Source organism: Paenibacillus sp. (assembly GCF_031177825.1).
Classification (GTDB): Bacteria; Bacillota; Bacilli; order Paenibacillales; family YIM-B00363; genus Paenibacillus_AE.
This window is the reverse complement of sequence record NZ_JAPSKE010000020.1, coordinates 83,728-103,403: the sequence shown is the minus strand read 5'-3', so window position 1 is coordinate 103,403 and position 19,676 is coordinate 83,728. Positions and strand designations below refer to the sequence as shown.

Annotated in this window: 20 protein-coding genes and 1 pseudogene; 6 read left to right on the top strand and 15 right to left on the bottom strand. The window is 63.1% G+C overall.

Annotated features, from left to right (window positions below):
* Positions 1–469: pseudogene (locus RIN49_RS20440) on the top strand (hypothetical protein); the annotation flags it as partial.
* A 206-nt stretch (positions 470–675) separates the two neighbouring features.
* On the opposite strand, the gene RIN49_RS20435 reads toward RIN49_RS20440, so the two are convergent.
* A complete protein-coding gene (locus RIN49_RS20435) occupies positions 676–1,236 on the bottom strand; it encodes a hypothetical protein (protein WP_309121998.1) in 561 nt (186 codons plus the stop codon).
* 289 nt (positions 1,237–1,525) lie between these two features.
* Here RIN49_RS20435 and RIN49_RS20430 point away from each other — a divergent pair, with 289 nt between their 5' ends.
* Positions 1,526–2,440 (top strand): ArsR/SmtB family transcription factor, encoded by a 915-nt coding sequence (locus tag RIN49_RS20430; protein ID WP_309121997.1) that lies wholly within the window; start codon positions 1,526–1,528, stop codon positions 2,438–2,440.
* A 50-nt stretch (positions 2,441–2,490) separates the two neighbouring features.
* On the opposite strand, the gene RIN49_RS20425 is transcribed toward RIN49_RS20430, so the two are convergent.
* The 6 genes from RIN49_RS20425 to RIN49_RS20400 all read right to left on the bottom strand — a co-directional run bounded on the left by RIN49_RS20425 (position 2,491) and on the right by RIN49_RS20400 (position 8,573).
* Positions 2,491–3,897, bottom strand: coding sequence for an NAD-dependent malic enzyme (locus tag RIN49_RS20425; protein ID WP_309121996.1), 1,407 nt, complete (start codon positions 3,895–3,897; stop codon positions 2,491–2,493).
* Between the two features lie 13 nt (positions 3,898–3,910).
* The gene (locus RIN49_RS20420; protein ID WP_309122004.1) at positions 3,911–4,717 is read right to left on the bottom strand and encodes a Cof-type HAD-IIB family hydrolase; all 807 of its coding nucleotides are present in this window, start codon (positions 4,715–4,717) and stop codon (positions 3,911–3,913) included.
* A 37-nt stretch (positions 4,718–4,754) separates the two neighbouring features.
* Positions 4,755–5,399, bottom strand: a complete 645-nt coding sequence (rnhA, locus tag RIN49_RS20415; protein WP_309121995.1) for a ribonuclease H — start codon at positions 5,397–5,399, stop codon at positions 4,755–4,757.
* Between the two features lie 84 nt (positions 5,400–5,483).
* Positions 5,484–7,415, bottom strand: a complete 1,932-nt coding sequence (locus RIN49_RS20410) for an endonuclease MutS2 (RefSeq protein WP_309121994.1) — start codon at positions 7,413–7,415, stop codon at positions 5,484–5,486.
* Positions 7,416–7,812: 397 nt separating this feature from the next.
* Positions 7,813–8,025 (bottom strand): hypothetical protein, encoded by a 213-nt coding sequence (locus tag RIN49_RS20405; protein ID WP_309121993.1) that lies wholly within the window; start codon positions 8,023–8,025, stop codon positions 7,813–7,815.
* Positions 8,022–8,573 carry an NADPH-dependent FMN reductase gene (locus tag RIN49_RS20400; protein ID WP_309121992.1) on the bottom strand — a complete coding sequence of 184 codons (552 nt, stop codon included), beginning with the start codon at positions 8,571–8,573 and terminating at the stop codon, positions 8,022–8,024. Before RIN49_RS20400 ends, RIN49_RS20405 begins: the two co-directional genes overlap by 4 nt.
* A gap of 147 nt (positions 8,574–8,720) precedes the next feature.
* On the opposite strand from RIN49_RS20400, the gene RIN49_RS20395 reads away from it, so the two are divergent.
* Complete coding sequence (locus RIN49_RS20395) at positions 8,721–9,125, top strand: CBS domain-containing protein (RefSeq protein WP_309121991.1); 405 nt, start codon at positions 8,721–8,723, stop codon at positions 9,123–9,125.
* A 120-nt stretch (positions 9,126–9,245) separates the two neighbouring features.
* Positions 9,246–10,568 carry a hemolysin family protein gene (locus RIN49_RS20390; RefSeq protein WP_309121990.1) on the top strand — a complete coding sequence of 441 codons (1,323 nt, stop codon included), beginning with the start codon at positions 9,246–9,248 and terminating at the stop codon, positions 10,566–10,568.
* 89 nt (positions 10,569–10,657) lie between these two features.
* Here the strand turns inward: RIN49_RS20390 and RIN49_RS20385 are convergent, their stop codons facing one another.
* From RIN49_RS20385 to RIN49_RS20370, 4 genes are all read right to left on the bottom strand, one after another.
* The gene (locus RIN49_RS20385) at positions 10,658–12,850 is read right to left on the bottom strand and encodes an alpha-galactosidase (protein WP_309122003.1); all 2,193 of its coding nucleotides are present in this window, start codon (positions 12,848–12,850) and stop codon (positions 10,658–10,660) included.
* Positions 12,851–13,031: 181 nt separating this feature from the next.
* Positions 13,032–13,613 (bottom strand): ATP-dependent Clp endopeptidase proteolytic subunit ClpP, encoded by a 582-nt coding sequence (gene clpP / locus RIN49_RS20380; protein ID WP_309121989.1) that lies wholly within the window; start codon positions 13,611–13,613, stop codon positions 13,032–13,034.
* A 31-nt stretch (positions 13,614–13,644) separates the two neighbouring features.
* Positions 13,645–14,496: an RNA polymerase sigma factor gene (locus RIN49_RS20375; protein WP_309121988.1), complete on the bottom strand. Its 852-nt coding sequence runs from the start codon at positions 14,494–14,496 to the stop codon at positions 13,645–13,647.
* A gap of 77 nt (positions 14,497–14,573) precedes the next feature.
* The gene (locus RIN49_RS20370; protein WP_309121987.1) at positions 14,574–15,002 is read right to left on the bottom strand and encodes a hypothetical protein; all 429 of its coding nucleotides are present in this window, start codon (positions 15,000–15,002) and stop codon (positions 14,574–14,576) included.
* A gap of 78 nt (positions 15,003–15,080) precedes the next feature.
* Here RIN49_RS20370 and RIN49_RS20365 point away from each other — a divergent pair, with 78 nt between their 5' ends.
* Positions 15,081–15,743, top strand: coding sequence for a LysE family transporter (locus tag RIN49_RS20365; RefSeq protein WP_309121986.1), 663 nt, complete (start codon positions 15,081–15,083; stop codon positions 15,741–15,743).
* On the opposite strand, the gene RIN49_RS20360 is transcribed toward RIN49_RS20365, so the two are convergent.
* From RIN49_RS20360 to RIN49_RS20350, 3 genes are read right to left on the bottom strand one after another with little or no spacing between them, the layout of a single operon-like run.
* Positions 15,716–16,714 (bottom strand): ABC transporter ATP-binding protein, encoded by a 999-nt coding sequence (locus RIN49_RS20360; protein ID WP_309122002.1) that lies wholly within the window; start codon positions 16,712–16,714, stop codon positions 15,716–15,718. The genes RIN49_RS20365 and RIN49_RS20360 overlap by 28 nt on opposite strands.
* Positions 16,715–16,757: 43 nt before the next feature.
* Positions 16,758–17,549 (bottom strand): ABC transporter permease, encoded by a 792-nt coding sequence (locus RIN49_RS20355; RefSeq protein ID WP_309121985.1) that lies wholly within the window; start codon positions 17,547–17,549, stop codon positions 16,758–16,760.
* Positions 17,546–18,328 (bottom strand): ABC transporter permease, encoded by a 783-nt coding sequence (locus RIN49_RS20350; protein WP_309121984.1) that lies wholly within the window; start codon positions 18,326–18,328, stop codon positions 17,546–17,548. Before RIN49_RS20350 ends, RIN49_RS20355 begins: the two co-directional genes overlap by 4 nt.
* Before the next feature lie 163 nt (positions 18,329–18,491).
* On the opposite strand from RIN49_RS20350, the gene RIN49_RS20345 reads away from it, so the two are divergent.
* Positions 18,492–18,860 (top strand): hypothetical protein, encoded by a 369-nt coding sequence (locus RIN49_RS20345; protein WP_309121983.1) that lies wholly within the window; start codon positions 18,492–18,494, stop codon positions 18,858–18,860.
* 90 nt (positions 18,861–18,950) lie between these two features.
* Here the strand turns inward: RIN49_RS20345 and RIN49_RS20340 are convergent, their stop codons facing one another.
* Positions 18,951–19,586 carry a bifunctional 4-hydroxy-2-oxoglutarate aldolase/2-dehydro-3-deoxy-phosphogluconate aldolase gene (locus RIN49_RS20340; protein ID WP_309121982.1) on the bottom strand — a complete coding sequence of 212 codons (636 nt, stop codon included), beginning with the start codon at positions 19,584–19,586 and terminating at the stop codon, positions 18,951–18,953.
* Positions 19,587–19,676 lie beyond the last annotated feature (90 nt).

The following is a 19,676-nucleotide window of genomic DNA, read 5'->3' as shown; positions in this document are numbered from 1 at the left end:
AGACGCCTTCAAGCTGCAAGGGACCGTACATACCGGGCTTCATTTCTTGGCGCCTAACTATATTTTCATCTTCCTGCCCCACCGGCACTATCGCTGCGAGCGCGTCGTGTCCGTCTCGGCTTCCGTGAGAAGAGACGGCAAGCCGACCGCGCTGAAGCTCGGGTTCGTGCCTCGGGACCGTCTCGCCCGCGGCTTCAAAGAACCGACCGCGCACGGGAAAGCTCGCATCCTCGAAGAACACGTCGATCCGAGCGCGGACGCGTTATGGCTCAATTCCGACAGGATGCACCGCAGCCCGCTGCGGGACTGCATCCTAGAGGCTCGCAGTTGGATGAACCGATTGTTCAACGGCGTCGGCACGAAGTACCTTCAGAGCTACCTCGACGAGTTCTGCTTCCGTTGGAACGCCGCCGCCAAGGGAACGTCCTTGCGGGAGGCATGGGATAAACTTTGCTTCCAAGCCGCTTAGGCGCTCTCTCTCCCTCCACCTGAGCAGAGGACATCACCTTAGAAAGGAACGGCGGAAGAAAGGACCGGCGGAGCAAGAGGCCAGGGAGCGATCGACGGACGTCCGTCGGACAGTTGCCGGCGCGCACACACCTTCCGCCAACGAACGACGCCCCCGCCGAGTCCCGTGTTCCCGGGATTCGCGCGAGGGCGCCTGCTGCACATGGCTTATTCGATATTCGAGACGATGTAACGACCTTGCGCTTCGCTCCAAGTTACGGTGTAGGTCACGCCGTCCTTCGTTGCGATCGTAAAGCCGTCCGCCTTGCTGCCTACGATCGTCAGCTCTTCCGGAGCGACGCCGACGACGGAGGAGGCGAAGAACTTGTCCGCGTTGACGACGACGCCCGCGTCCGTTGCCGGCGCAGTCACGTAGTGGGCGACGATGCGGTCCGCGACCGCTGCGTCGAAGTAACCGAGCAGCAGCTCTTTCGCGGCTTCCGGCGTGCCCGTCGTCGGGTTGAGCAGCGGCGTACCGTCTTCCGCGGCGTCGTGGTGGAACAGCGTATTGACTTTATCTTCCGCGATCGCGATCGCGTTCACGGCTTTCAATGATTCGACGGCCGGATCTTCCGCCGGAGCCGCTTCTTCGGCCGGCGTCGCTTCCGTCGCAGGCGCTTCAGCCGCAGGCGTCTCGGCCGCGGGCGTCTCTTCGCCGCCGTTCGAGCAGGCAACGGCGCCAAGGGCCAACATCAGCGCAAACAAACCGATCGCAAACTTTTTCAACATGGATCTCCATCCCCTTGTCTCTCTTTTCCATATCCATCAAATAGATGTTATGGTTTTATATTTATCAAACTAATCGTTCGATTCCCTATTATAGTGAGTCGCCTAAATAATTACAAGCCCCTCCGCTTATCATTTTTTCCAACAACATACATTAACGATATTCAGGGCCATAAGGTTACTGTGCAAACTCTAGAAATTTGGCGTTTTTGTGAACGACAGCTCGATGTCGAGTTTGATCGAACCGTAGGATTCGTTTATGATAAGAATTAAATTTAAAGGAGGCGGCCGCATGACGTATCGCGTTCAGTTCGACTACTCGCCGGTTTACGAGCTATTGCTGAGCTTTATGATTTACAGCCGCCGAAAGTGGACGCGCAATCTCGATATCGGGAACGCCTGGTTGAAGGAAACCGACGATCTGTTCGGCCCGAAGCGGAAAGCGGCTAGCGGCGCCTGCTCGGAGGATACGTTCGACCGGTTGTTCTTGCTCGCTTACGTATGTCCGAATAAGGAAGACGTGCACTCGTTCTTGGATTGGCTCTCGGATCAAAGCCCCGGCCAGCTGTACGAGCTTCTCTCTCCGCAAGCGTTGGGCTCGCTGCCGAGCGACCTCGGAGAAGACATCGAACGCGCCGTGACATTGCTTCGAGCTTGGAACGAGCTGTACTTCGACGACTTTCTCGTTCAGACCGGATGGGACGGGCTCGCCCGCGCGAGCCTCGCGGAGAAGGAAGCGGCCGTCGCGCCGGACGCGGTCTCTCAGGTCGAGCTGACGACGGGCGGATTGGTGCTCGAGCCGAACGACCGCATCCGGACGATCGTGCTCATTCCGGGGCAGCATTTCCGCCCGTTGAATTTAACGGCCACCTATCGGTCCCTTGTCATCATTTTGTATCCCGTAGATCCGCCCGCCGCGCCGGACGCGCCGCCGACGATGGTGCTTCGCGCCACGCGGGCGATGTCGGACGACAGCCGCCTTCGCATTTTGCGGTTTCTGGCGCCGTCGCCGCGCAGCTTCACGGAGGTCGTCGCCTATACCGGCCTCTCCAAGGGAACGGTACACCATCATATGATGGCGCTGCGGGCCGCCGGCTTGATCCGGACGCATTTCGTCGGGGAGCAGTACAGCCAGGAGCGGTTCAGCATCCGGTTGGACGGCGTCGAAGAGTGCACGAACGCGCTCCGCGCTTATATGAGTACGTAGATAAAAAAACCTCGCCCCGGCGGTTGCCGAAGGCGAGGTTTTACGTTTCTTTACCGAAGGTCGTTCGGGATCCGCCGCGCGACGCCCGTGCGGATCGCCGCTTCGGCGACCGCTCGGCTGACGCGTTCGACGACCTTGTCGTTGAACGTGCTCGGGATGATGTAATACTCGTTGAGCTCGTCGTCGGAGACGACGGAGGCGATCGCCCGCGCGGCCGCGAGCTTCATCTCTTCGTTGATCGAGGTCGCACGGCAGTCGAGCGCGCCTCGGAAGATGCCCGGGAAGCAGAGCACGTTGTTAATCTGATTCGGGTAATCGCCGCGGCCGGTCGCCATGACCCGTACGTACGGTTCCGCGGCCTCCGGCGAAATTTCCGGCTCGGGATTCGCCATGGCGAAGACGATTCTATCCTGGGCCATCGACTGCACGTCCTCGACGGTCAGAACGTTCGGTCGCGATACGCCGAGGAAGACGTCCGCGCCGCGGATGACGTCGGAGACGCCGCCCCGGAGCCGGCGCGGATTCGTCCGTTCCGCGAGCCAAGTCCAGTTCGGATTGTCGTACCTCTCGCCGGGCACGAGCGCGCCCATCCGGTCGACGCAGACGAGTTCGCCGATGCCGGCGGACATGAGGATCTTCGAGCAAGCCGTACCCGCCGCGCCGCAGCCGACGAGCACCGCCTTCACCCGCTCCATCGGCTTGCCCACCAGCCGCAGCGCGTTGAGGAGTCCCGCGAGCATGACGACGGCGGTGCCGTGCTGATCGTCGTGGAACACGGGAATATCGAGCTCGGCCTTCAGCCGTTCCTCGATCTCGAAGCAGCGCGGCGACGCGATATCCTCCAGGTTGATGCCCCCGAAGCCGGGCGCGATCGCCTTGATCGTCCGGATGATCTCTTCGGTATCTTTCGTGTCGAGGCAGATCGGGAACGCGTCGACGCCGGCTAACTGCTTGAACAGCATCGCCTTGCCTTCCATGACCGGCATCGCCGCCTTCGGCCCGATGTCGCCGAGCCCGAGCACCGCCGTGCCGTCGGAGACGACCGCCACCGTGTTGCGCTTGATGGTGAGCGTGTGCGCCTTTCCGGGATCGTCGTGGATCGCCATGCAGACGCGGGCCACGCCCGGCGTATACACCCGCGACAAGTCGTCGCGGTTCGTGATTTTCACCTTCGGCTGCACTTCGACTTTGCCGCCGAGGTGGACGAGGAACGTGCGGTCCGACACGTTGACGACCCGCACGCCGGGAAGAGAGGCGACCGCTTCGGTCAATCGGGCGTCTTCCGCGTCGCTTACGTTAATCGTAACGTCGCGGACCGTCAACTCCTTGGACGCGCGGATGACGTCGATCGCCACGACGTCCCCGCCCGCGTTCGTTATTTCCGAAATCACTTGTCCGAATCCCGTCTTCGTCTTGTCCATCTCGATCCGCATGATGACGCTCGTCCCGATTGCCATATCGACACCGACCTTATCGTAGAATGAACTTCTCGACGACCTTGCGGACGCCTTCGTCGTTGTTGCTCGCCGTCACGTAGTTCGCGACGGCCTTCAGCGAATCCACGGCGTTGGCCATCGCGACGCCGAGCCCCGCCGCCTCGATCATCTCATGATCGTTCCACGAATCGCCGACCGCGATCGTTTGCTCCCGCGGGATGTCGTAATGCGCCGCCAGATGAAGCAGCGCATGGCCCTTCGTCGCTTCGGGATGCACGACTTCCAAATAATGCGGCTTCGACTTCGTGACATGCGCGCGTCCGCCCAGCCGCTCGCGCAGCTCGGGAAGCAACAAGTCGAGCGTCGCCGGCTCGTCGATCATGAGCAGCTTCGAAGTCCCCCGCTTCGCAATGCCTTGGAAGTCGGACTGGACCTCGTACGGCACATTCGTCAAAGCCGAGTACGCCTTCGCCTTGTCGTTGTCTTCCCTCGCGATCAAGCGGTCGTCCTCGTAGGCTTGGATGTGCAGCCCTTTCTCCTCCGCGAACGCGACGACCTCGAGCGCGGCGTCCTCCGGCACCGGCCGCTCGTACAGCACCTCGCCGTCAAGCAGGTTCTTGATCAACGCGCCTTGGTACGTAATGATCGGCACGTTCAGATCGAGCGGCGCCGCGATTTTCGCGGCGGACGGAAACATGCGCCCCGTCGCCAGCGTCACGACGCAGCCTTGCGCGACCGCGGCCGCCAGCACCCGCTTCGTCCCCTCCGTCACTACGAGATCGTCCGTCAAGAGCGTATCGTCGACGTCGATCGCGATCAAGCGGTATCGTTTGCTCTCCATGTTTTCCACGTGCGGTTCTCCCTCCGCTTCTCTATTCTCATTTTCTCCCGAAATCCGCTTTTACTTCCCCCCATGCCTCCGTATTCCACTTCACGATCTTGTTGGAATACGAATTCGCCTGCAGCCATGCCGTCGCCCGGTCGACCCGGCGCCAGATGTCCTCGGTCGAGGCGTCCCGGACCAGCGTCGTCGCGGGCTTCTTGTCGCGAACCCACTTCATCGCCGTCTGTGAGTCGCTGTAGATCGTCTTGTCGCTCCCTTGCTGCTTCAAGTAAGCGAGTCCGTGCACGATCGCGAGGTACTCGCCCAAGTTGTTCGTCCCCTTCGGGATCGGGCCCTGATGGAACAGCCGCTCGCCCGTCGCCGTATCGACGCCCTGATACTCCACGATGCCGGGATTGCCGCTGGAAGCGGCGTCGACGCAGATGCTGTTCCGGTCGTAATCGCCCGCGGGGGCTTTCGCTCCGCCCTTGCCGGCGGATGCGCCGGCCGCCTTGACGCCCGCGGCCGCGAACGACTTGCGGAAGCCTTGCTCGAACGCCTTCTCCGCTTCCGCGCGGGTCGGGTAGGATTTGTACTTCGCGCCGGGCACGCCGTCCACTTGCGCCTTGCAGTCGTTCCATGACGTGTAGACGCCGGGCGTTTTCCCGACCCATACGACGTACCACTTCGAGTTTGCCATAAGTTTCAATCACCAATTCAAGATTTTATCACACCTGCGGGCCAAGAGCATATGTCCCCCGGCCCGGGCCCGTGCTCCGACCGGTCAAACCTCGTCCTCCGCGGAACGGACGATCGTCAGCCCCTCGACATGGCGCTTGCTCATGAGCTTCTTCTTCTTGCGATTCTCCTTCGTGTCGAACACGATATCGAAGTCGTAATCGTCCGGGTACAGCTCCGTCTTCGAGATGTGCAGCTTGAGCCGCTTGCGGTTCAGCTTCAGCCTCTCCTTCTGCACCAGCACGCCGACGTCCCCGACCTTATCCGCCGCCGCGTAGACGATGCCGTATTTGTCCAGCGACGGAATATAGACGCAGTCGCCGACGTCGAACTCCGCTTCCGTCTCGTTCGAAGCGGCGGGCTTAGGCTGCTGCTCCGCCGTCTTGCCCGGTACGAACGCCGGCAGGTCGATCGCGCCCTCGAAGGCGGCGGACCCGTCCTCGCCGCGGCGGCGAGCGCCTTCCGTCAGCTCCCGCGATCGGACGAGCACCTGCGCCGGCATGCCGAGCTTGCTCGCGATCGCGAACGCGTAGCTGTGTCCCGCTTCGCCGATGCGAAGCCGGTACAGCGGCTCCAGCGTCTCGGTATCGAACTCCATGCGCGCGTTCTCGAAGCCCGGCGCGGCCGCCGCGAACCGCTTGATTTCGTTGAAATGCGTCGTCGCCACGACCGTCGCCCCCTTGCGGTACAGCTCCTCGAGCACCGCGATGGAGAGGCCGACCCCTTCGCCGGGATCGGTGCCGGACGCCATTTCGTCGATGAGCACGAGCGTAGAGCCGTTCGCCGTCCGCAGCGTCTCGACGAGCATCTTCACATGCGCGGAGAACGTACTGAGCGATTGCTCGAGCGACTGCCCGTCGCCGATATCGGCCGAGAAGCGGCGGAACACCGCGAACGTGCTGCCCGCAGCGACCGGGACGAGCAATCCGGACTGAACCATCAGCGTCAGCAGCCCGATCGTCTTCAACGCGACCGTCTTGCCGCCCGTATTCGGTCCTGTGATGATCAAAGCCCGATACGTCTGGCCGATCGAGAAGTCGAGCGGCACCATGCCGCCGCCGAGCAGCGGATGTCGCGCGCCGCGGACGTCGACGACGCCGGCGTCGTTCGCCTCGACCCAGACGCCGTCGATCGCGCGGGCGTACTTCGCCTTCGCGAACAAGAAGTCGTACGCGCCGACCGTCTCCGCGTTCAGCCGCAGCTCCGCCTCGCGATCCTCGACGAGGCCGGTCAGCAGCGCGAGCACCTTCGTCTCCTCGCGCGCTTCCTCCGCCCGCAGGTCGCCGAGCTCGTATTGCAGCGCCGCGAGCTCCGCGGGCTCGATGTACACCGTCTGCCCGCTCGCGGACTCGTCGAGCACCGCGCCTTGCACGAGCCGGCGATGCTCCTTCTTCACCGGCAGCACGTACCGGTTGCCGCGCTTCGCGACGATCGCCTCTTGAAGAATGCTCTTATGCTTCGTCATCAAAGCGTCGAGCCGCTTCTTCATCCGATCCTCGGCGATCAGGATATGCTTACGGATCTTCGCGAGCTCCCCGCTCGCGGCGTCGTCCACCCGGCCGTGGCGGATGCAGCGGTCGATCTCCCGGCGCACCTCCGCCAAATCGTAGAGGGAGTTCGCGTACGACGTCACGCGAGGGGCCTGCTGCTTCTTGCTGTCCATGTACCGGCGCAGCTGCCCGCAGCCCGTGAGGAACGTAAGAATGGCGCCGAAGTCCGCCTCCGTGAACACGTACCCCGTGCCGATCAGCTGGAACACGGTCTCCATTCCTTCCAGCGACGGCAGCGGCACGCTCGCTCCCAGCTTCAGCAGCTCGCTCGCTTCGGCCGTCTCCGCGAGCAGCGACCGCACCGCTCCGAGCTCCGTCATCGGCTGCAGCTTTTCGGCGAGCGCCTTCCCCAAATACGTAACTGTATATTCCGTTAATCGTTCGACCACTTGCATATATTCCAATCGCGCCATCGTACGTTCGTTCATTCGTAATCGCTCCTCATAGGGAAAATGGGTGAAAACACAAAAAGGCAAAGCCGGCGTCAAAAAACACGACGCAGCTTTGCCTGTCGACGAGGGCACTCCGATCGATCCGGACCATAAAAAAACCGCGCTGAAACACAGCGCGGGTTTAGGCCGATGGAGTACGCCGGCGGCGTAAGATGTCGTTCCGCGTGTTCTTAACTGATCGAGGGACGGTGTCAAGGAACGTACGCAAACAAGGCTCCGCCGGATCGACAGAGTCTTCGTACCGAATTCCTTCCCGTAACGCCTCTATTCAATTGCTCAGTTAAGAACCCCTGCAGACATCAAAATCTCTCCCCTATGTAGGATATTTCCATCGTATCCGGCCAACGGCCCGTTGTCAAGGGCCGACGCCCGATCAGCTTCGCACGTACCAAATCAACGCGCCGAGCGCGACGACCGTCGTCACCGTATAGATGGCGGACAGTCGAATCCAGTTCGGCACGGAATTGTTGTCGTACTGCGGATTGCCTTCCTTGTTTTCCCGGGAGCCTCCGATCCACATCGTGGCGAGAAAGCCGATCAACGCGATCAAGACGACGGCGCCGCATAATAAGTATAGGTTGTTCATTGGACACCTGCCTGTTTCTTCGCGAAATCGTGAAAATACCTCGCCACGTGATCGATGCGCTTCGCCGCGTCCGGATGCGTCGGCTCGCCGTCGTCCGCGAACGCGCGCTGCGGTCCCCCGAGCGAAATCCATTCCGGGCAATTGATGCCGTGCACGTACCGAACGGCCGTCTGGAGCTGCTGCAGCGTGGACACCGCCACCGCGCCGCCCGCCGACGCCATCGCGAGCACCGCCTTGCCGGACACATGCCGCTTCTCCAGCCAATCGATCGCGTTCTTCATGAGACCGGTCGGCCCGCCGTGATATTCCGGCGTGCTGAACCCGAAGGCGTCGGCGCCTTCCGCGAAGCGAAGCAGCTCCGCCAGGTTGTCGTCGGCGGACGTCCCGCCTGGAATGTAATCAGGCTCGTAGAAAGGAATCGGCCTCCGATACAACTCGAACAGCTCCACGGACGCCCCCAGCTCGCGCAGCCGCTTGCCGACGCAGGCGGCGAGCTTCGCGCTGGTCGCGTCCGGCCGGTTGCTGCCCGCAATCAAGACGATATTCACGAGTCGCCCTCCTTTTTCGCTTCTCCTATTATACCGCATTCGGTCGCGTTCGCACGCTTTCCGTCTCCCGACCGACATGTACCATTTATCCCATTCGAGCTAAACATGGTACAATAGAGGCGAATCGAACGGGAGGACGACTTACTTATGAACGTAGCATTTTTCATATTACCGAAAACCGAAGTCATTACGCTTACGCCTTCCCACACGATGCGACAAGCGCTGGAGCGGATGGACCGGCACGGGTACACCGCCGTTCCGCTCGTCGACGAACAAGGCAAGTACGCCGGCGCGATCACCGAGGGCGACCTTCTGTTCAAGATGAAGAACGAACCCGAGCTGAAGTTTACCGATACCCACCGCGTGGCGCTGCGAGACGTGCCTCAGCGGCGCAACGTCGTACCCGTCAAGATCGACGCCGTCATGGAGGATCTGATCAAGCTCGCCGTGACGCAGAACTTCGTCCCCGTCGTCGACGACATGGACGTATTCATCGGCATCGTCCGCAGAAGCGATATTATCGAATACTGTTATGGGAAAATGGCGCGGTAATCTCGCCGATTCCGGCACATAGGACGACAATGGACCGAATAGGCTGAATAGTAACTATCTTAGAGGAGGTGGATCCGTCCGCGCGGGACAGGAAGATGCGACGCGCGGGCGGAAACGCGAGTGGACCCTTCCCCCTTACCGCTATGGCTCGGTTTGACGCTGGTTGCGATTTTAGTGTTAGTAAACGGCTTCTTCGTAGCCGCGGAGTTCGCGATCGTCAAAGTGCGCGGCTCCCGCATCGACACGCTCGTACAGCAAGGCCATCGACGCGCCGGGATCGCGAGGCGGTTGACCTCGAACCTGGACGCCTACCTCTCCGCGTGTCAGCTTGGCATCACCCTCGCCTCGCTCGGCCTCGGGTGGATCGGCGAGCCGACGATCGCCAACTGGCTGGAGACGACCTTCGCCGGCCGCATCCCCGAACCGCTGCTGCATCCGCTCGCGTTCGCCATCGCCTTTTCCCTCATAACGGTCCTTCATATCGTACTCGGCGAGCTGATGCCGAAGTCCCTCGCGATCCGCAAATCCGAAAGCGTCACGCTCGTCACGGCGCTGCCGCTCCATCTGTTTTATCGCTTCATGTACCCGTTTATCTGGCTGCTGAACGGCCTGGCCAACCGGCTGCTGCGGCTGCTCGGCACGGAGCCCGCGAGCGAAAGCGAGACGGCCCATACCGAAGACGAAATCCGCATTCTCGTGAAGGAGAGCAACAAGAGCGGACATATCGACAATACCGAGCTGGCGCTCTTCCATAACGTCTTCGACTTCGCGGACACGACCGCGCGCGAGATCATGATCCCTCGAACCGAGATGGTGTGCCTGTACGCCGACCGTCCGTTCCAGGAAAACATGCGCATCGTCGTCGAGGAGAAGCATACCCGGTATCCGGTATGCGTGGAGGAGAAGGACAACGTCATCGGCATGGTGCATATCAAGGATTTGCTCGACACGTCCGGCGCGACCGACCTTCGTCCGTTCCTCCGGCCGATCATGAAGGTGCCGGAATCGATGCCGATCTCGCAGCTGATGAAGGTGCTGCAGCGCAAGAGATCGTATATGGCGCTCCTCATCGACGAATACGGCGGCACCGCCGGCCTCGTTACGTTCGAGGACATTATCGAGGAGCTCGTCGGCGAAGTGCACGACGAGTTCGACGAAGAACGCGCCTCGATCGAAAAGAGGGAACCCGACACGTTCTCCATCGACGGGCTGCTATTGATCGAAGACGTGAACGATTACTTCGCCCTGGCCATCGACACCGACGTCTACGACACGATCGGCGGCTGGATGTACGCCAACGTGGAGAGCCCGCCGCGCGTCCACCAGAAGGTCATCGTCGGCGAATACGAGTTCGTCGTCGAGGAGACCGAGAACCTGCGCGTCTCGCGCATTCTCGTGCGGCGGCGGCGCGCCGAGCCGGTTCGCGCTCTGGGGGTCGGGTAGAGGGCGTCGGCTCTTCCGATCGAAAAAGGTCCTCCTGTCCGAGAACGGGCTTCTCGAACCGGAGGACCTTTTTCGTTAGAACCGCTTGCCTACTCCACGGCCTTGAACACGAACAGCTTGCTCTGGAAGTCGCCGCGCAGCCCCGTCACCGGCAAGCCGAAATGCATCAGCTCGTCCCCGCCGAACGTCTCGCCCGTCTCCTCGAGCCGGTACGCCTTGCGCGGGTCGAGCCCTTGCAGCGTCAGCCGGTGGAGCGGCGCGTTCGGCGCGGCCAGCACGCGGAAGAACGCCGCGAACGCTTCGTTCCGGTCGCTAGAGACGAACATCCACGCCGTCTCGTTCCCTTCGAACGGGCTCTTCAGTCGGTAGAAGTCGCCGAATTGAATGAGCTCCCGCAGCGCCTTGTATTGGGCGACTTGCCCGCGCACGGCGTCCTTCTCGTCTTCCGTGAACTTCGTCAGATCGAGCTCGTAGCCGAAGTTGCCGGACATCGCCACATGGCCTCTCGTCTCGATCGGCGTCGACCGATGCACCTGATGGTTCGGCACTGCGGAGACGTGCGCGCCCATCGCGCTCGCCGGATAGACGATGCTCGTGCCGTATTGGATTTTCAGCCGCTCGACCGCGTCCGTGTCGTCGCTCGTCCACGTCTGCGGCATGTAATACAGCATTCCGGGATCGAACCGTCCGCCGCCGCCGGAGCAGCTCTCGAACAGGATGTGCGGGAACCGCGACGTGATGCGCTCGAGCGCGTCGTACAAGCCGAGCATGTATCGGTGCGCCGTCTCGCGCTGGCGATCCGGCGGCAAGAGCGCCGAGCCGATCTCCGTCATATTGCGGTTCATGTCCCACTTCACGTACGTGATCGGCGCCGATTCGAGAATCGCGCTCACCGATTCGACGATGTAATCGCACACGTCCCGGCGCGACAGGTCGAGAATGAGCTGCTGCCGTCCCATCGTGCGGCTCCGGTCCGGCACGTGCAAGCACCAATCCGGATGCGCCCGGTACAGGTCGCTGTCCGGCGACACCATCTCCGGCTCGAACCAGAGGCCGAATTCCATGCCGGTCGCCGTAATGTCGCGCGCGAGCGCGTCCAGCCCTTCGGGCAGCTTCCGCTTGTCCGGCACCCAGTCGCCGAGCGAGCTGTTATCGCTGTCGCGGCGGCCGAACCAGCCGTCGTCCAGCACGAACAGCTCGATGCCGAGCTCCTTGCCGGCGGCGGCGATGCGCTTGATTTTCTCGGCGTTGAAATCGAAGTACGTCGCTTCCCAGTTGTTGACGAGGATCGGCCGCGCCTTGTCCCGGAACGCGCCGCGGCACAGGCGGGTGCGGTACAGCTTATGGTACGTGCGCGACATGCCGCCGAGCCCCTCCGACGAGCGGACGAGCACCGCCTCCGGCGTCTGGAACGTCTCGCCCGGCTCGAGCTTCCAGCTGAAGTCGAACGGCTGGATCCCGATGCCGACGCGCGACGTGCCGTACTGCTCCGCTTCGGCTTGCGCGACGAAGCTGCCGCTGTAGACGAGGCTGAAGCCGTACACCTCGCCGTGGCGCTCGGTCGCGTCCTTCGCGAGCAGGGCGAGGAACGGATTTTGCTGGTGACTGCTCGAGCCCCGCTTGCTGTCGACGCGTAAGATGCCCGGCGCGAGCGGCCGGCGGTGCGGGTAGCGCTCCCGCGTCCACGCGCCCGACAGCTGCAGGACGTCGAAGTCGTCCGTCGCGAAGTCGACGCTTGCGCTGAGCGCCCGCTGCAGCACGACCGGCGCCGCGCCCTCGTTCTCGAAGCGAGCCGAGCGCGCGATCGCGTCGAAGCCGGCGAAGACGCTATATTGCAGGACGACGACGAGGCCGGACACCGCGTCGCGCAGCCGAAGCTCGAGCGTCTCCGCTTCGGCGTCGTCTTCGACGTACGTCGCGGGCAGCCCCGGCAGCGCCGGCTTCCCCGCCGTAATCGCGTGCGACTCGTAGCGCAGATCCGTCACCGTCGTTCCGTTCGGGAACGCGACGTGCACGGCGGGCTCGCGATAATCGCCCGTCCCGTACGACGGATACTCCTGCGGCAGCGTGTCGAACGCGAACGTGCGGTCCTCGGCGATGAAGTTCGGGTGGAACGAGCAGCGCTCCGTCGCCTCGACCCGCCCGCGGAACCGCGCCGCGTCGAGCTTCGGGCCCCAATAGACGTGCGACGGATACGCGTCCTTCGCGATCCGGAGAATGTAGCTGGAGTCTTTCGTTTGCAGGTGGAACAATCGTTGAGATTCGTCGTACATGATCGGCATTGTCATCTCTTCCTCCTCTTCTCTGGGCCTATTATCGCACAGCTGCCGAACGGAGAACAGCGGGCAAAACGGTCGCCGACCGTACAATTCCTCTTCTCCTCGAAGAGAACCCGCCCGCACGCCAAAAACGCCGCAGGGGCGATTACCCCCACGGCGCGCGGCGCACCGATCGACAAGAGCGCTACGGGCGCAGCACCTTGTCGATAATTCCGTATTCGAGCGCTTCCTCGGCGCTCATGTAGAAGTCGCGATCGGTATCCTTCTCGATTCGCTCGATCGGCTGTCCGGTCGCTTCGGCGATCATCGCGTTCAACCGCTCTCTCGTCCGCAGGATGTGCTCTGCGTGGATCTTGATGTCCGACGCCTGCCCCCGCGCGCCGCCGAGCGGCTGATGCAGCATCACCTCGGCGTGCGGCAGCGCGAAGCGCTTGCCCTTCGTCCCGGCGAGCAGCAGCATCGCGCCGAACGAAGCGGCCATGCCGATGCAGATCGTCGAGACGTCCGGCTTGATGTGCCGCATCGTATCGAGCACGGCCAGCCCGGCCGAAACGCTGCCCCCCGGCGAATTGATATACAGGTGAATATCCTTCTCCGCATCCTCCGCGGCGAGGAACAGCAGCTGCGCCACGATGGCGTTGGCGGAGACGTCGTCCACCTCGGTGCCGAGAAATACGATGCGATCCCTTAGCAGCCGCGAGTAAATATCGTACGATCGCTCCCCGCGATTCGTCTGTTCCACGACGATCGGCACATATGCAGCCATAACGGCGGTCAACTCCTTCGGGAAAATGGAATCAGACCGCGATCGCATCCCCCGCGCGGAACGACAGGACGCGCACCGCCGCGTCGCCCGGCCGAGCCACTGCGGCGCAGGCGCCGTCGCTCGTCGCGGCGAAGCCGACGACCCGTCCGCCGGCGATGGCGGAGCGGCGGCCGGTCCGCGCGGCGCGAGCCCGCGAGCGGGCGAAGCGCCCGGCGTCGAGCCGCGCCGACGCGGACGGCCCCGCGCCGGCCTCCGCCGAGGCGCCGAGCGCGACGACCGCGTCGATCGAGCCGCGGCGCAGCGCGGCAATGTACGCGTCGACCGCCGCGGCGTCGGACGCGGACGGCGGCGCTTCCGCGTCGGACGCGCGGCCGAGGCGCGCGCGCGCCCGATGCAGCAGCGACTTCACCGAGCCGACGGTCATGCCGAGCCGGTCGGCCGTCTCCTGCAGCGGCAGCGCGAACGCCTCGCTGAGGAGCAGCGCCGTGCGCTGCTTCGGCGTAAGCGACGCGAGCCGCCGCGCGGCGGCGTCGAGCGCTTCGTCGGCCCGGGCGTCCTCGGCCGAGGCGGCGCGGGCGGGCGCTTCCCAGCCGGCCCACTCCGCCGGCTGGACGCTCTCCCGCGCGCGGCGCAGCCGGTCGATCCACGCATTCGATGCGATGCGGTACAAATAAGCTTTCGTGAGCGGCGCGCCGCCGGTCCGCGCGAACCGGGCGAACGCCTTCTCCAACGTGTCTTGCATCAGATCGTCCGCGTCCCAGCGATTGCGGGCCACGGAACGGCAGTATGCTTGAAGCGACGGCAATAGCGGCGCGGCCGCGCGGTCGAACGCGGCGGCGGCGCCGGTCGACGATGTCTCTTTGGCGCCAAGAGCGTGCATCATCGGAGGGCCCTCCTTAAAGTTGCTGTTACGCTTATAGTAACGAAAACGCCGCCCGAAAAGATACGGGCGGCGAAAATTTAATCGTTCGCGAAGCTGCGGGTGAGCGTCGGGATCGCCGATGCCGGCCGGAAGCGCAGCGCCGACCACGTGTCGTCGATCGCGACTTGCGTTACGGCTTCGTAGCCCTCTGTGCGCACGACCTTCCAGCCGGCGTCGCGGTTGATGTCGGTCTTGATCTTCGACGTCTTCTTCGGATACGAAAACCAAAGCACCCCGTCGTGCCGAATCGCGGCGAGCGCGAGCGGCCCCTTCGCTTCGAGCTCCGCGACGCTCGTCACGAACAGGTGGACGAAGTCGTACGCCCCGTTTTCCCCGCTCGGCTCGGTCTCCACGGTCGCGCCCTCCGGCAAGCCCCCCAGCAGCTTCTCGTAATCGCCGCCCGGCACGTTCAGCGCCAGCGGGCGCTGCGCCTTGTGCAGCATCAATTTCTTCCACGCGTCCGCCATCTTTTTTCGATTGTCCCCTTCCGTCGCCGCATGTATAATGAGTCCATTCTGTCATGAAAGGCCCGTGAAAATCAACTTATGCTCTGGCACTTATTTTTCTCCGGCTTCGCCTTATCCTTAAGCCTCTGCCTCGACCTCGGCATGGTCAACGTGGCGATCGTGCGAGAGGGCGTCCAGCGCGGCTTCTGGCCGTCGTTCCTGATCGGCGTCGGCTCCTCGTTCGGCGATCTGACGTACGCCGTGCTCGCCACGACCGGCGTCGCGCTGCTGCTCGGCATCCCGGAGGTGCGCTGGGCGCTCTGGATCGGCGGTACGATCATGCTGCTGTATTTCGCCTTCGCGATGATTCGAGCCGCGGTTCGGCCGAAGTCGATGGACGCCGACGACGGTTCCGCGAACGGCCAAGCCGCCCCGCGCCGCTCCTCGCTGCGCTCGTTCCTCTGGGGCTGGGGCCTCGCCATCGCGTCGCCGACCGCCATTCTATGGTTCGCGACCGTCGGCGGCAGCGTCGTGGCGAAGTCGCCCGTCCAAGGCGCTCTCGCGCTCGCGTCGTTCCTGGCCGGCTTCTTCAGCGCGGGGATCGTCTGGTCGTTCGGCATGGCGCTGCTCGCCTCGACGAGCGGCAAGCGGCTCGGGCCGTCGTTCGTGCGCGCGATCTCGATCGTCTCGGCGGCGCTGTTCTTGTACTTCGCCGTCGACGTGTTCCTGGACGGCTATCGGTCGTTCGTCGCCCCGCTGTAGATGCGCCGGATCACGTCTTCGAATTCCGGCTCCTCCATATGAATGTCGACGATGTCCCCGAGCGCCGAAGCCGCGTCCAGCACGCGCTTCGGCCGGATGCGCTCGCGCTGGAACGCCAGCGCGACGCGCGGTCCGTCCGCGCGTTCGACCGCGACCTCGTCGCCGAACGCCGCGGCGCAGGCGGCCGCGTCGACGTCCCCCGCGAACGTCAGCGTCATGCGGCTCGGCAGGCCGATCCGCTCCCGGAGCTCCTCGAGCGATCCGTCGTACGCGAGCGTCCCTCCGTTCAGCACCATCACCCGGCTGCACAACGTCTCGATGTCGTCCATATCGTGCGTCGTCAGCAGAATCGTCTTCCCGAACTCCCGGTTCAGCGACCGTAAGAACTCTCGAATGCTTCGCTTCGCGAACGCGTCGAGTCCGATGGTCGGTTCGTCGAGGAACAACACGTCCGGATCGTGCAGCAGCGCGGCGGCGAGGTCGGCCCGCATCCGCTGGCCGAGCGAGCACTTGCGCACCGGCAAGTCCATCACTTCGCTAAGGCGCAGCAGCTCCGTCAGCTCGGCGAGCCGCTTCCGCTTGACGTCCGGCTCGACCTTGTACATCGCCGCGAGCACGTCGTACGAGTCGCGCACGGGCAAGTCCCACCACAGCTGGCTGCGCTGCCCGAACACGACGCCGATCCGCCCGGCCACCTGCCGGCGTTCCCGCTGCGGCGACCGCCCCGCGACGCGCACCTCCCCCGCCGTCGGGTGGAGGATGCCCGTCAGCATCTTGATCGTCGTCGACTTGCCGGCGCCGTTCGGCCCGATATACCCGACGAATTCTCCCCGCTCGATCGTAAAGCTGACGTCCGCCACCGCGGCCGTCTCCTTGTATTGCCGGGCGAACAGCGACCGTACCCCCGCGAACGCCCCTTCCTTCACGACGGGCCGGCGGAACGTCTTGCCGAGCCCTTCCGCTGCGATCATGACCATGCGATTGGAATCTCCCTTCCCTTTTCCGAAAACGTTCCTAATGTCCCGTGCTCTGGTACCGGCGAATGCCGAACCGCCAAAACCGCAGCGCCAGCCCCATCGCGAATATCGCGACGCCCCCGGTCGCCGCGAACACCCACGGGCCGAGCTCTCCCTTCAATAGATACAGCGCCGGCAAGTAGTTGACGAACCCGACAGGCAGCAGCGTGAGCAGTATGCCCTTGAGCCAATCCGGGTACAGCGTCAGCGGATACTGCCCCGCGTTGCGCGCGGCGTCCTCGGTGAACGACTGCAGATCGTCGACCTGCGTCGTCCAGAAGCCGACCGTCGCGGTCGCGAGGCCGATTGCGGACAGGATGACCGCGCCGACGAGGATGCTGTAGATCGTCAGCGGAATCGCCCACGGCTCGAGCTGCCCCGAACGCAGCATCGCGCCGATGCAGACGCTCAGCACGGCCGTGCCCTGCACAAGCTCGCCGGGCAGGAGCTTGACGTTCGCCGTCATGAGCCCGAACAACACGGGGACGGGGCGGACCATGAGCTGGTCGAGGTCGCCGGTGACGAGATACTTTTCGATATGATGCATATCCGAGGTGAACGTCCGGTACAGCATCTTGGCCAAGATGATGACCGCGTACAGGTACCCGATCTCGTACACGTTCCACTGCTTCACGTGGTCGAACCGCAGCAGCACGACCGCGACCATAAGGAAGTCCGCGGCCGAGATGAGCGCCGCGACGAGCGACGTGAACACGAAGTTGAACCGGTATTGCATCCGGCTTCGGACGCTGGCGCGCAACAGCTTGAAGTACAGCGACAATCCGCTCATCCGCCCTGCACCTCCACCTTCCGCCGCATCCATGCCGTAACCCCGTAACAGAGCGCCGTGAACGCGGCGCACCAGCCGAACGCCGTCGCCAGCGCCGCGGCCGGCGCGTCGTTCGTCTCCAGCCAGATCGTCACCGGCGCGTATTGAATGTACGGATAAGGCGTCCATGCCGCAACCGCTTGCAACGGCCCGGGCAGCCATTCGATCGGAATGAAAAATCCGGAGATGACCATCGCGACGGCGTAATGCAACCAATACAGAAACCGCGCCTCCCCCGTCCACAGCGACACCGCCCCGATCAAATAGTTGATGCAGATGCTGATGTAACTCGCCATCAACAGCGATGCGGCGGCAGACGCGTACGTGATCAAGCGCTCCGGCAACGGAATCGAAAAGACGACGGCGAAGAAGGCGTAAATCGGCAGCGCCCGATAGATGAAGTTGTAGCCGATCTTGCCCCACTCCCTCGCGGCGAGCTGCGGGAACAGATGGACGGGACGAATGAGTTCAGTCGAAATGTTTCCGGAGCGGACGAGCGTCTCGATGCCGAGACCGTAGGTGATAAACAAGGTGAGGACGAGGATCGACTGATTGGCGGCGATGTAAGCGATCATGCCTTCCGTGCCGTATTCCCCGAGCGAGTGGTCGGCGCCGAGGCCGATCCAGATCGAGATGTAGACGTAACCGAAGATGAGACTGGTGACCGAACGCACCGCATGGGCGGCCCGGTATTGCAAATTGACGCGGTACGACTTCCGAAACAGCGTGGCGAAGAGCATGGCAACCCCCCTGAACTGGAAACTAACGGAAGAACATCATAGCAAACCCCGGCGGGCGCCGCAAGAGGAAAGATAGCCGGATACACTGCATGATGCGTCCATACCAACCTAGCAACCTCGCATACAATGCACTATCTCGCAACGAAAGGGGAGATTATGCACTATGGTAAACAGAGACGTAAGACTTTCTTTGCATGCCGACAATAACTTGAGCGGCCGCCGCATCGTGTTCAGACGCGGCGGAATCGCGATCCGCGACTTCGACGCGTTCCGCTTCAACGACCAATTGTCGAGCTTCCGGCTCCGTAACGTCGTGGACAGCAACGCCGTGACGTTGATTCTGTTCGCGGACAACAACTTCCGCGGCGCGACTCGCGTCTACCGCGGCAACACGGTCGTCAACGCCCTCGGCGACTTCAACGACCAAGCGTCGTCCCTGATCGTCGTCGGGCGCCGGTTGAACGACAACCAAGTCGCCCGCATCATCGCGAACCGCCGTCCGCCGCTCGGCATCTTGTTCGTCCGCTCTTAATCGACGAATCGGCGCAGCAAAAAAAAAGCCGTTCAAGCGCAGGGAACCGTTCCCCCGCTTGAGCGGCTTTCTCTATCTATTTTCCGAAAATCAGCGCATCGACGCCGCGACCGCGTCCACGTACTTGCGCGCGTTCGCTTCCAGCTCGTCGAACTTCCCTTCGGCCACCAGCTTCTTGTCCACCAGATTGCTGCCGAGACCGACGCCCGCCACGCCCGCCTTGATGAAGTCGGCGATGTTGGCGAGGTTGACGCCGCCCGTGACGATCATCGGAATGTTGTCCAGCGGCGCGCGGATGTCCTTCAAATATTGAATGCCGAGCGACGCCATCGGGAACAGCTTGACCGCTCTCGCGCCGGCCTTCCACGCGCGCACGATTTCCGTCGGCGTCATGACGCCCGGGAATACGTCGACGCCTTGTTCGATGCCGTATCGAACGACGTCCTCGTCGAGATTCGGCGAAATGAGGAACTGCGCGCCCGACGCGACCGCGACCTTCGCCATCTCCAGATCCAACACCGTGCCCGCGCCGAGGAACGCTTCGCCCTCGTACTTCTTCCGCCAATTCGCGAGGGACGTCATCGCCCCTTCCGTGTTCATCGTCACTTCCAGCACCTTAATGCCGCCGCGGATGAGCGCCTCCGCTCCCCGATCCGCGCCTTCGCCCGACACCCCTCTAAAGATAGCTACGATCTTGTTGTTCTCGATCACCTGTAACAAATCCATGAGTCCAGCGCCTCCTTATAAGTGACTATATCTTACCATGCGGTTGTGCTATGATGAAAGCAATTTGAAGGCAATGCTACCTTCGCGGGA